This window comes from Stenotrophomonas sp. STEN240, assembly GCF_056756175.1.
The window spans coordinates 1-12,446 of sequence record NZ_JBRRBO010000020.1; the positions used below are offsets into that span (position 1 = coordinate 1).

At 65.2% G+C, this 12,446-nt stretch carries 7 protein-coding genes; 2 read left to right on the forward strand and 5 right to left on the reverse strand.

What is annotated here, in order from left to right; all coding sequences use genetic code 11:
• Positions 1 to 231: 231 nt before the first annotated feature.
• The 5 genes from ribD to glyA form a co-directional block, all read right to left on the reverse strand.
• Complete coding sequence (ribD, locus tag ACVOKO_RS10780; RefSeq protein WP_346498912.1) at positions 232 to 1,341, reverse strand: bifunctional diaminohydroxyphosphoribosylaminopyrimidine deaminase/5-amino-6-(5-phosphoribosylamino)uracil reductase RibD; 1,110 nt, start codon at positions 1,339 to 1,341, stop codon at positions 232 to 234.
• Positions 1,342 to 1,436: 95 nt separating this feature from the next.
• Positions 1,437 to 1,904, reverse strand: coding sequence for a GNAT family N-acetyltransferase (locus tag ACVOKO_RS10785; protein WP_346498913.1), 468 nt, complete (start codon positions 1,902 to 1,904; stop codon positions 1,437 to 1,439).
• Positions 1,905 to 1,952: 48 nt separating this feature from the next.
• Entirely contained in the window at positions 1,953 to 2,864 is a 912-nt protein-coding gene (locus tag ACVOKO_RS10790; RefSeq protein WP_346498914.1) for a hypothetical protein, read from the reverse strand.
• Positions 2,865 to 2,942: 78 nt separating this feature from the next.
• Positions 2,943 to 3,476 (reverse strand): transcriptional regulator NrdR, encoded by a 534-nt coding sequence (gene nrdR, locus ACVOKO_RS10795; protein ID WP_062169334.1) that lies wholly within the window; start codon positions 3,474 to 3,476, stop codon positions 2,943 to 2,945.
• Positions 3,477 to 3,631: 155 nt separating this feature from the next.
• Positions 3,632 to 4,885, reverse strand: a complete 1,254-nt coding sequence (glyA, locus tag ACVOKO_RS10800; RefSeq protein ID WP_062169336.1) for a serine hydroxymethyltransferase — start codon at positions 4,883 to 4,885, stop codon at positions 3,632 to 3,634.
• A gap of 241 nt (positions 4,886 to 5,126) precedes the next feature.
• Between glyA and ACVOKO_RS10805 the strand changes: the two genes are divergently transcribed.
• Positions 5,127 to 6,815, forward strand: a complete 1,689-nt coding sequence (locus ACVOKO_RS10805) for a ShlB/FhaC/HecB family hemolysin secretion/activation protein (RefSeq protein WP_346498915.1) — start codon at positions 5,127 to 5,129, stop codon at positions 6,813 to 6,815.
• A gap of 11 nt (positions 6,816 to 6,826) precedes the next feature.
• The gene (locus ACVOKO_RS10810) at positions 6,827 to 12,412 is read left to right on the forward strand and encodes an MBG domain-containing protein (RefSeq protein ID WP_346498916.1); all 5,586 of its coding nucleotides are present in this window, start codon (positions 6,827 to 6,829) and stop codon (positions 12,410 to 12,412) included.
• Positions 12,413 to 12,446: the final 34 nt, after the last annotated feature.

Genomic DNA, 12,446 nt, shown 5'->3' on the forward strand with positions numbered 1-12,446 from the left:
GCCATGCTCGGCAAGGCGTTCCCGGTACGGCTCCTGCCGAGCATGGCTCGGCACTACAGGTGCGCTGGCCGTTCCCACTGACGGCTGCAGCTGCAGACAGTGGCCCTTACAGGAGCGGTGCTTTCCAGCCGCACTGCGGTGCTTCATCCGTGTAGTACCGAGCCATGCTCGGCAAGGCGTTCCCGGTAAGGCCCCTGCCGAGCATGGCTCGGCACTACGGGTGCGCTGCGCTCAGCGGGGCGACGCCGTCCCTAATGAGGGCCGCAGCAGCAGACGCAGGTCTTTGCCGAGCATGCGTGCGTCATGCACCTCCAGCGGCAGGGCTTGGGCCATATGCTCAATGCCCAGGCCCGCCAACAACGGCCGCGCGCCATCGCCCATCAACAAGGGCGCCATGTACAGCAACAGTTCGTCAACCAATCCGGCCTTGAGCAAAGCGCCGCACAGGGTTGGCCCCGCTTCGACATGCACCTCGTTGATCCCGCGCGTGGCCAGCATCGCCATCACCTCGGCCAGATCAAGCCGGCCATCGCCCTGCACACCCACGCCGGCGAATTCGGCATCCTCCAGCGCGGGCACCGGCACCGACGGATCATGCAGATACAAGGTGGCCGCCTCGCCTTCGCGCACACGTTTGCAGTCCAAGGTGCGCAGCCGTGCGTCCAGCACTACCCGCAATGGCGGTAGAAATTCGCCGGCCTGCGGGCGTGCGGTCAGCAGCGGATCGTCCGCCAACACCGTTGCCGCGCCGGTCAGGATCGCGCCCGCGCGGGCACGCCACTGCTGCACGTCGGCACGTGCCGCCTCACCCGTGATCCACTTGGATTCGCCGTTGGCCATTGCCGTGCGTCCATCCAGGCTGCTGGCCAGTTTCACCCGCACAAACGGGCGGGCACGCTCGATGCGCGATAGAAACCCATGATTGAGCTCACGCGCCTGCGCCGCCATCAAACCCACCTCGACGTGGATGCCAGCCTGGCGCAGCAGCGCGAAGCCGCCGCCATCCACGTCAGGGAAGGGATCGGCCATCGCCGCCACCACCCGGCCCACACCAGCATCGATCAGCGCCAGCGCGCAGGGCGGCGTGCGGCCGTAGTGCGCGCAGGGTTCCAAAGTGACGTAAGCAGTAGCACCGCGCGCGTGCTCACCGGCCTGGCGCAACGCAAACACTTCGGCATGCGGGCCGCCAGCGCGCTGATGCCAGCCCTCGCCCACCACTTCATCGCCGTGGGCAATGACGCAGCCCACCATCGGATTCGGGCGGGTGGTCCAGGCCGCGCGTTCGGCCAGGCGCAGCGCGCGGGCCATCAGCAGGTGATCGGTGGCGGTGAACTGACTCATCGGTAAAACCTCATTGCGAATGCGCTGCCGGTTTGGGCAGTAGTAGTGCGCCAAGTGTATGCGCACCGCCGCCGGCACCCGTATTTCCCGGCAGATCAGGGGGAACCGGTATCCATTGCCATCACCGTGATCGCCAACGGACCCAATTGCAGCTCGGCATGCACACGCCAACCCAGGCTGCGGTACCACGCCACCATCGGCGTTTCGCAGTACAGATACAGCAAGGGCACGCCCAGCGCCGCCGCCTGCGCCACGCAGTGCGCTACCAGCGCTGCGCCGACGCCTTTGCCACGCGCGGCTTGATCTACATACAGCGACGCCAACCACGGCGACCAGCCCCGTATCTGTTCGTGATCGTCATGCAACAGGCTGACCGAGCCCAGCCAGCCGCTGTCATCTTCGGCCAGCCAGGTACAGGGAATGCCGTCGCGCTGCTGCGCACGCAGCTCGGCTTCGGCCTGGGCCAGCGTCCAGTTGGGCAGCAGCGTGCCGAAGGCCTGCACGTGGGCAAGGGCGATTGCCGGCAGCAGTTCGCGCCGGTCCTGCAGATTGATGATCTTCATCGAATTCAACTCACGCAGCCACGTTCGGTGGTCTGCCTATTCAAAAATCTAGTCGTTCACACGCTGGAACACGCCAATGCCCAAGGCATCAAAACGCACGCCACCCTCCGCCTGCTCCAACAGCAAGCCCATCGTTGGCGATTCGCACATACCTACCGCGCAACCGTCAAACAGCACCTGGTAGCCAGGCCGCAGCGGCGGTTGCAAAGGCAGGCGCAGGGGCGCATCCATGCCTGGGAAGTGCAAGCGCAGGCCAGTCACCACCTGCCCCGGTGCCGGTGATGGGAAGCGATAGGCGTTTCCCCCAGACAACTTGCCTTCAGCGGCCAGCTCGCCCTGGGCCAGCTCCAACACAACCTGCACGCCGTCGCTGGCCACGCCGCTCATTGGATCGAGCAGATCAACGTATAGCGGCCTGCCCGCTACGTGCGTGTCTGCAAGTTGCGCCTGCAGTTCCTCGAGCTCGTCGTGATCGCTGCTTTCAGCCGGGTCCGGATGCGCCTGTTTCAAGTCGGCAAGCAGCTGCTGCAACTGCGCGCGCTCGGCCGACCTTGCTTCATAAGGAACCAGCTGCACGGCGTCGGCTAGGTCATCGCGCGGATGCAGCAACAACATGCCGTCCTCCAGCGACCATTGCCCTTTCGAGCTGCGCGGCAAGGGAGACATGGCCAACTGCAGCGCATAGTTCCCGTCGCGGCCCAGCTCCAGAACCGAGCCTGCAAATCCCTCTTCGACGATGCGATAGCGCCCTGCCAGCGCCTCTGGCGTACAGGTCTCTCCCACACAGGAAGGTGGCCTGCGCCGAGCTTGATCCAGCGTGGAAACAGCGTCGGCGGCCTGCTGCGCAGCCTGCCGGGCGCGCTCAGCCACATCCAACAGCTTGGACAACTGCTGCTCCTGGTCCTGCGTCTGCGTCTGCGCCTGCGCCTGTGCAGTCAATGTCAGACACAACGCAGCCACAAACAGTCCATTGCGTGAAAACCGCTTTCCCGTTGATCGCATCGTCGTTTCGGCCTCCATACCGAGCCAACGCACAGGTCAGCGCTTGCCGTTCTTGCCTGCCCGCGCCTCTTCCACCCGCGCACGGTCCAGCAGCGGCAGCTGACCCTCATCATTGGAATGATCACGCTCCAGCTTTTCGATCTCGTCGCGGAAATCCGCCACATCCTCGAAGCTGCGGTAGACCGAGGCAAAGCGTACATAGCCGACATGGTCGAGTTTGCGCAGCTCGTCCATCACGAAGCCGCCGACCTTGATCGAGGGCACTTCGCGCTCGCCGCACATGCGCAGCTGGTGCACCACGGCGCGTACCGCCGCCTCGATGCGCTCTTCCGATACCGGCCGCTTCTGCAGCGCGCGGTCAAAGCCCACCCGCAGCTTGCGCGCATCGAAGGCCTCGCGGCCGCCGTCACTTTTGACGATCACCGGCAGCTTGAGTTCGATGGTTTCCAGCGTGCTGAAACGCTCGCCACAGGCTTCGCAGCCACGCCGGCGGCGGATGGTGGCGCCATCTTCGGAAACACGTGAGTCGATCACGCGGGTATCGGTGTGCTGGCAGAACGGGCAATGCATGTTTCAAGCCTTGGACATCAGGCGCCGCGCATGCGACGTGGAAAACCTGTAACGCAGATACAACAAACCCCGGGCCGGGGCAAGCGCCCAACCCGGGGTAATGCGGTCAGCTCAGGCTGGAACGGGCGCCGCAATACGCTGGCACCCGCCACCGATCAGCCATAAACCGGGTACTTGCGGCACTGCTCGCTGACCGCATCACGCACGCGGGCGATGACGGCTTCGTCGGCCGGAGCGTCCAGCACGTCGGCAATCCAGCCCGCCAGCGCCACGCAATCGGCTTCCTGGTAACCGCGGGTGGTGATGGCCGGGGTGCCCAGGCGCAGGCCCGAGGTCACGAACGGCGAACGCGGGTCGTTCGGCACCGAGTTCTTGTTGACGGTGATGTGGGCCTTGCCGAGTGCGGCTTCCGCGTCCTTGCCGGACACATCCTTGCCAATCATGTCCACCAGCATCAGATGGTTCTGGGTGCCGCCGGAGACGATCTTGTAACCGCGTGCGATCAGCGTGGTCGCCATTGCCTGCGCGTTCTTCACCACCTGCTGCTGGTAGGCCTTGAATTCCGGCTCCAGCGCTTCTTTGAAGGCCACGGCCTTGGCGGCGATGACGTGCATCAGCGGACCGCCCTGGATGCCCGGGAACACGATCGACTGCAGCTTCTTCTCGATCTCTTCGCCAGCGCCCTTGGCGATGATGATGCCGCCACGCGGACCACGCAGGGTCTTGTGGGTGGTCGAGGTCACCACGTGGGCGTGATCGATCGGGCTTGGGTACACGCCAGCAGCGACCAGACCGGCGACGTGCGCCATGTCCACGAACAGGTAGGCACCGACCTTGTCGGCGATGGCGCGGAAGCGCGCCCAGTCGACAATCTGCGAATAGGCGGAGAAACCAGCCACCACCATCTTCGGCTTGTGCTCCAGCGCCAGGCGCTCGACTTCGTCATAGTCGATCAGGCCGGCCTCGTCCACGCCGTACTGGATGGCGTTGAAGATCTTGCCCGAAGCATTGACCTTGGCGCCGTGGGTCAGGTGACCGCCGTGGGCCAGGCTCATGCCCAGGATGGTGTCGCCCGGCTGCAACAGCGCGAAGTACACGGCCTGGTTGGCCTGCGAGCCGCTGTGCGGCTGCACGTTGGCGTAATCGGCGCCGAACAGCTGCTTGAGGCGATCCAGGGCCAGCTTCTCAGCGATGTCCACGTACTCGCAGCCACCGTAGTAGCGCTTGCCCGGGTAACCCTCGGCGTACTTGTTGGTCAGCTGGCTGCCCTGCGCCTCCATCACCATCGGGCTGGCGTAGTTCTCGCTGGCAATCAGCTCGACATGGTCTTCCTGACGCTGGCACTCATCGGCAATGGCCTTGGCCAACTCGGGATCGTAGGACTCGATACGGGCTTCACGCGGGAACATCACAGCTCCTGGTACGGGGGCGAGGGAGCTTCCGATTGTAGCCGTTCCAGCCACAAGACCGTCTGTTCATCGCTATGAACGAGCAGCGTCCAGCACGGATCAACATGTGACGTGAGTCACACATTAAATCGGTTACCTGATTTCCGTGATCGTCCCGCTGCGGTTCTTACGGTTAACAGAGTGAGCTAGCTGCTTTTCCAGCCGCCAGCCCTCCCGTTGAACTGTAAGGAATACCCAGCTGATGCACCGCCCTGGCCGCCACACCTGCCATCGTCCCGCCTATTCCCTGCGCGCAAGCGCCGCCCTGCTCGCCTGCGCGCTGGCGCTGGTCCTGGCCCAGGCAGCATCCGCTACAGCCGCCGAACCCGCTGCAGCGGCCGTCGCCACCGTGCAGGTCGCAAGAGTCAGCGTGGAAGGGGTTGGCGAACACCCGGCCAGCAGCATCAGCCACGCCTCGATCGAGGCCGTTGCCAACCAGGCCCTGCATGACATCAGTCCGACCCTGCCGGCGGCACTGAGCTTCCCGCAGATCGAGCAGATCACCGCCCGCATCACCCAGGCCTACCGGGATGCCGGCTTCCTGGTGTCGGTGGCCTATATCCCGCCGCAGCAGATCGGCGACAGCCAGACCCTGACCCTGAAGGTCATCGAAGGCCGGGTCGGCCGGGTGCTGGTGCAGGGCAGCCAGCGCTACCGCGACGACCAGCTCAATGCCAGCAGCCTGGGCTTGATTGGCCGACCGCTGCGCCAGGCCGAGCTGGAACGCGCCCTGCTCTACGCCCGCGACCTGCCCGGCGTGTCGGTCACCTCGGTGCTGCAACCCGGTCAGAACGAAGGCGAGACCGACATCGTGCTGGTCGCCAAGGACAGCGCCCATCCCTACGAGATCACCGCCGGGTTGAACAATTACGGCACCGACAGCACCGGCAAGTACCGCGCCGAAGTCGCGGTGAGTGCGTTCAACGCGCTTGGTGCAGGCGATGTGCTTGCCGCCAGCCTCGGTTACGGGCTGGACCCCGCCGACAGCTGGCAAGCGGCGCTGTCGCTGAGCGTGCCGTCTGCGCAGGTAGATGGCCTGAGCGCGATTGCCGGCATCAGCCGCAGCGAGATGGAGATCAACAGCGGGCCGTTCGCGGCGATGCGCCTGACCGGCCCGACCACCCTGTTCTACGCCGGAGGTGACTGGAAGTTCATCCAGCGCAACGACCTGCAGGTGCAGGCATCGGCACGCTGGATCCACGAGGAATCCGAACTGGAAGGGCTGGGCATGCTGCTGTCGCGGCACAGCTTCGATGTACTCGATGCCGGCATCAGCCTGCGTCACACCGACCGCCGCTGGCGCGGCATGAACCTGGCACAGGTATCGCTGCGCAAGTCGGTCAACGACGAATCCTCGCCGTTCAACTGGTTGTACACCGCGCACGCACCGTACTTCTGGGTAGCGCGTACGAGCGTGGCGCGATTGCAGGCCTTGCCCGGCAACCAGCGCCTGCTGCTGCGCGGCAGCGCGCAGTTCACCGAAGATGCACTGACCCCGCTGGAGCAGTTCAGCGTTGGCGGGCCTACCAGCGTGCGCGCCTATCCGCTGTCCAATGCACTGGGTGACCGCGGCGTGCAGGCCACGTTCGAATACCAGGTCAGCGCACCGGGCTTCGCCGACACGCCCTCGCCCTTCGATGGCCGGCGTTGGGGCGACCTGGTCGATATGAATCTGTTCTACGACTGGGGCCGCACTTCGCCGGCGCCGGACAACCGCCGCCTGGGAGTGCTGCCGATCACCCTGGAAGGCGCCGGTGTAGGCCTTGGCCTGCGGCTGCCATGGAAGCCGGAGCTGCGTCTGGACATGAGCGCGGCCAAGCCCACCGGCAGCTACAGCGGCAGTGACCAACGCAGCACCCAGTACTGGGCGCGCATCAGCAGCACTTTCTGAGGAATCCAACCATGAATCGCATTTATCGCCTTGTGTACAACCACGCCCTGGGCCTGATGCAGGTAGCCTCGGAAATCGGTGCCAGCGCGGGCCGCGGCCGCAGCAGCTTGGCCACCTCACAGCGCACCGTGCGGCTGGCACCGCTGGCAGGCGCACTGCTGCTGGCTACCTGCTTGCAGGCCGCCGCGCAGTCGCTGCCGCAGAACGGCCAGATCATCGCCGGCAGCGCATCGATCAACTCCAGCGGCAACGTGCTGAACGTCAGCCAGAGCACGCAGAGCGCGCTGATCCAGTGGCAGAACTTCAACATCGGCGCGGGTAACCAGGTCAACTTCAACCTGCCCAGCTCACAGGCGGTATCGATCAACCAGATCACCGGTGGCACGGCCAGCATCATTGCCGGCCAGATGAGGTCCAACGGCCAGGTATTCCTGCTCAATCCGTCGGGCATCGCTTTCACCAGCGGTGCCAGCGTCAACGTTGGCGGCCTGCTGGCGAGCACGTTGAATGTCGGCACGCCGTCACTGCCCGTTGATGGCGGCCCGCTGCCACCGATGTTCCAGCTGGCTGGAGGCGGTACCGGTGCGATGATCAGCAACAGCAACGCGACCCTCCTCGCCACCAACGGTGGCATCAGCCTGGTCGGTGGCGCGGTCAGCAACAACGGAGTGATCAGCGCCCCCAACGGCAGCATCGATCTGGTTGCGGCCGGCGGTGTCCTGGTCACCCCCCAGGCCTCATCGACGGGCTACCTGCGGTTGTCGTTTGCCACCACCGCCGCCAGCACGGCCGCTGCCATCGGCATCAACGATACCGGCACCTTGACCGCCCGCAGCATCGGCATGAACGCGATGGTCAGTCCGGGACTGGCCAGCCACGGCATCAATACCAGCGGCACCATCACTGCCAATGCCATCGACGCCGGCGATGGCGTACTGACCATCCGCAGCAACGCGCCCGTGCTGAGCAGCGCAACGATCACTGCCGCCACGGCCGACATCGCGGGCTCCAGCATCGATATTGCCGGTGGCAGCATCTCTGCTAACGGGGCGCGGTTGACGGCCAACACCGGCAACGTGAACGTGAGCGGCACGGTGGACGCGGACATGATCGAGCTGACCGCTGGCACTGTCAGCCAAGGCAGCAGCGGCGCCCTGCAGGGCGCCGTGAAGCTGGACGTGCAGGGCACGGCCGGTCTCGGCGGCGTGGACAACCGCATCGGCGCAATCGCCGGCACCGTCGGCGGAGACCTGACCCTGGTCACCCGCAGCGCGCTGTCCAACAACGGCGCGCTGCAGGTCACCGGCAGCACCCGTGTGACCGCGGCCGACGCCGGCGTGCGCAGGGACATCACCCTCGGCAATACCGGCAACCGCTTTGGCGGCCTGCTCTTCGCGATGGGCAACGACATCGTGCTCGATACCAGCGGGACCCTGGCACTGGGGGGCATCGATGCCCGCAGCCTGGATGCGAACGGCGCCGCCATCACCCTTGCCGGCACCCTGCTGACCACGGGTGACCAGTTGTATCGCGCGCCGCTGAGGCTGGTCGCTAACAGCAGCGTGACCGCCGCCAACAGCCATTTCGCCGGCAGCGTCGATGGTGCCTATCAGCTCAACGTTATTACCTCGCAGGCCACCACATTCGCAGGGGCGATCGGCTCGATCACACCGCTGCAGGCACTCAATGTCGCTGCCGGAGGCGGCACCTTGCTGGCCGGCAACGTGAGCGCAGCCAACGACATCGTCTTCAGCGGTCCGCTGCGGCTGGATGCCGACATCGGCGTGACCAGCACCAATGGCAAAGTCAGCCTCAATGGTGCCGTCGACAGCAACGGGGCCAACCGCGCGCTGACCCTGTCTGCGTTCACAGGGATCGCGCTCGGCGGGCCGCTGGGCGCGACCTCGGCACTGAAGTCGCTGCAGGCCAACGCCGGCGTGATTGAACTGGGCAATGACATCAGCAGCAGCGGCAACATCGGGCTCGACGGGTCGGTGCACCTGACCGGCAACGCGCGCCTGCACAGCAGTGGCGGCGCCATCAGCAGCGGCGGCATCAGCAGCGGCACTTCCCCAAGCAACCCCGATGGCTACGACCTGGGGCTGAAAGCGCAAAGCACCCTCCTGCTCAGGGGAAGCATCGCTGCACGCAACATCGACATCGATACGCTGCTCTTCAGCGGCTTGGGCATCACCAGCAAGGGTGCGCTGCGCATCGTCACTGCGCTCCCGCTGATCCAGGGCGGCGCTTACCTTGTCGGGGGCACCGCCACCTTTGGTTCCATCGGCGACATCCAACTCACCAACCCAGGCAACCGCTTTGGCGGCGTCGTCTCCCTGGATGGCGTGAATGCCACAGTGAATGCACAGGATCTGCAGCTGGGCAACGTACGACTCGGTAATGCGCTGCGGCTCGAACTCGGTGGGTCACTCAGCCAGGCGGCCAACACCACGCTGGACGTGGAGGGCATCACCACCCTGATCGCCGGCGATGCGATCACCTTGAACGGCAACGCCAACCGCTTTGGCGGCAGCGTGTCGGTAAGCGGAAAGGAGGTACAGATCCAGGCCAACGATCTGCTGGCGTTCTCCAGCATTACCGCGACCAGCCTGCAGGCCACCGCCGCCCGCCTGCACCTGCCCACTGCGGTCCGCACGCTGGGCCTGCAGCGCTACGACGGCGCGGTCACGCTGCTGGGCGATACCCGCCTGGCCAGCGATGTCGGCCAGATCTTCTTCAATGGCAGCATCGATGGCGCCCATGCATTCACCATCGAGCGTGCACTAGATGTGATATTCAACAGCACCCTCGGGGGCAGCACTGCACTGGCCAGCCTCGACACGAGCGGAGTGTCCACTACGCGTCTTGGCGGCGACATCAGCAGCAGCGGCACGATCGCATTGGGCGGCCTGTCGCTGTTGTCGACGCGCGACTACAACATTGCCAGCAGCGCCGGCGATGTGCGTATAGGCGGTGCGATCAACGGTACGGCCGATGGCGAGAGCTCGCTGAGCCTGCGTGCCGCTGGCGCGTTGGACCTGCAGGGCGACGCCGGCACCAACAGCGCGGCACGACTGAACGATCTGACCCTGCGCGGTACCAGCGTTGCAACACGGGCACTGCAGACCCGCGGCAAGCTCGATATCGGCAGCGGCTCCGGGTTCGCCCAGGGCGGCACGCTGACGGTGGGCGGCGATGCCGTCTTCAGTGCTGGCAACGGTGGCAATCTGGTGCTCGACAATGCCGCCAACAGCTTCGGTGGCAAGGTGGCGCTGCAGGGCAACCAGGCCACTCTCCGCGCGCAATCGTCGCTGGCACTGGACAGCGTCAACCTCACCCAGCTGACGGCCTACGGCAACGGCTCGTTGTCGCTGGCCAACGCCACTGTCCTCGGCAACGCCAGCCTCGACGCCGATGCGCTGCTGTTCAACAACGCCAACATCAGCGGCGTACTCACCGCTACCACGCGCACCGGCAACATCAGCCAGGGCAGCGGCACGCTGGCGTTCGGCGCCAACAGCACACTCAGCGCCAGCAATGACATCGTGCTGGGCAACACCGGCAACCAGTTCGGCAGCGGCCTGCGTGCCATTGGCCGCGACGTGACGCTGACCAGCACAGGCGCGCTGGACATCGCCCAACTGCTGGCCCGCGATGCAAGCCTTGCCGGCAACGGCGTGCAGCTGCGGGGCGGCACCCTCAGTCGTGACCTGACGGTGGACAGCAGCAGCACCATCACCCAGACCGGCGCGCTGGACGTGGTCCGCAACAGCCGCTTCGATGCCGACGGCGACATCGCGCTGACCGACAGCGGCAACCGTTTCCTCGGCAGCATCGCGATCGATGGCAACGACATCACCCTCGTCAGCGCCGGCGGCCTGCAACTGGCGGACGTGCGTGCACGCGGCTCGCTGAACCTGCGCGCCACCACGGGCGACATCCGGCAAAACGCAGCTGTGCTGATCGATGGCAACAGCCAACTACATGCAGGCGGCGCCATCAACCTGGAGCAATCAGGAAACCACTTTGGTGGTCGCCTGGACATCGATGCGGGCAGCGCTCGTATTGCCAGCGCCGATGCACTGCACCTGGGAACCATCACCACCACCGGTGATCTGCGCGTAAGCGCCGACGCAGGCCTGCGCCTGGGCGGACTGATCAACGCCGGCAATGTCGACCTCGCCACGGCTGGCATCTTCGACAACCGTATCGGGAGTAATGCGATCTCCGTTGCACCGAACGGCCGCTGGCACGTCAACCTTCTTTCACCCTCCCTGGGCCATGTCTTCGGCGCACTCGACAGCGCCAATACCGCGTTGTGGAATACACCCGCGTTCACCGCCCCGACCAACAGCGGCAACCGCTATGTGTTTGCCTGGCAGCCGACACTGACCATCCGCGCCAACAACCTGCGCAAGATCTATGGCGACGATCTCGACCTGCGAAGTGCGTTCACCGTTGAAGGCGCCATGGCTGGAGTCAGCGGGGCATACCTGGCTGATTCGGTGAGCAATCTGCTTTCCGGCGCGCCGCTGCTGAGTTCAACGGGCGCAGCAGCAATGGCAGGTGTCTCCGCAGCACCGTACAACATCGACATCAGCGCAGGCTCGCTGGATGCCGGTTCCAGCGGCTATGCGCTTGCATTCGCGCAAGGCTCGCTGCAGGTGGACCCGAGGTCGCTGACCATCACTGCCAACAACGGCGGCAAGATTTACGGTCAGATTGGTGGCTTCAACGGCTTCAACGCTTTTGGCCTGGTCAACTTCGATACTCTCACCGGTGTGGACCTGGCCAGCCTTGGCAACGCAGCCACCGCCAATGTCGGCAACTACGCGATCAGCGCCAGCAATGCCGTTGGTACCGGCCTGTCCAATTACGACATCCGTTACGTCGACGGCAGCCTGTCGATCGGCAAGGCCGGCCTGACCATCACCGCAGGCAATGGCGGCAAGACTTATGGCCAGAGCGGTGGCTTCAATGGCTTCAGCGGCACTGGACTGCTCAACAACGACAGCATTTCCGGCCTGGACCTGAGCAGCAACGGCAGCGTAGCGACGGCCAACGTCGGCAACTACAGCATCACCGCCAGCAATGCCGTTGGTACCGGCCTGTCCAATTACGACATCCGCTATGTCGATGGCAACCTGTCGATCGGCAAGGCCGGGTTGGTCATCACCGCCAACAACACCAGCAAGCGCATCGGCCAGGTGCTGGCCCTGGATGATTTCCGCAGCAACGGGCTGCTCAACGGCGACAGCATCGACAGTGTTTCGCTGTCCAGCGCCGGCAACAACGCCAACGCGCAGCCCGGCATGTACGCCATCCTCGCCGGTGATGCGCAGGGCGCCCGCCTGGGCAACTACGACATCAGCTACCAGGACGGCAGCCTGCAGGTGGTAGGGGTATCGGCGGATACCGCCGCTGAAATGGCCCGCGCCGTGGTTGCCAGCCGCAATGATGCAGCGCCGGTGTCGCTACCCAACCTCCTGCCACCGTTGCTGCCTGCCGCCTCCTCCAGTGGCACCAGCATCCTGTTGCCGGAGGGCAGTTGCACACAGGCAAGGGGAATGGGCTGCGTGAGTCTGCAACCGGAGTGATCCCGGGCCTCTGAAACCGAAAAGGCGCATCCGA

What these genes read in the sequence shown, in the direction of transcription:
- ribD (WP_346498912.1), bottom strand. Translation starts at nt 1,341, where the DNA reads ATGAGTCAGTTCACCGCCACCGATCACCTGCTGATGGCCCGCGCGCTG.
- ACVOKO_RS10785 (WP_346498913.1), bottom strand. Translation starts at nt 1,904, where the DNA reads ATGAAGATCATCAATCTGCAGGACCGGCGCGAACTGCTGCCGGCAATC.
- nrdR (WP_062169334.1), bottom strand. Translation starts at nt 3,476, where the DNA reads ATGCATTGCCCGTTCTGCCAGCACACCGATACCCGCGTGATCGACTCA.
- glyA (WP_062169336.1), bottom strand. Translation starts at nt 4,885, where the DNA reads ATGTTCCCGCGTGAAGCCCGTATCGAGTCCTACGATCCCGAGTTGGCC.
- ACVOKO_RS10805 (WP_346498915.1), top strand. Translation starts at nt 5,127, where the DNA reads ATGCACCGCCCTGGCCGCCACACCTGCCATCGTCCCGCCTATTCCCTG.
- ACVOKO_RS10810 (WP_346498916.1), top strand. Translation starts at nt 6,827, where the DNA reads ATGAATCGCATTTATCGCCTTGTGTACAACCACGCCCTGGGCCTGATG.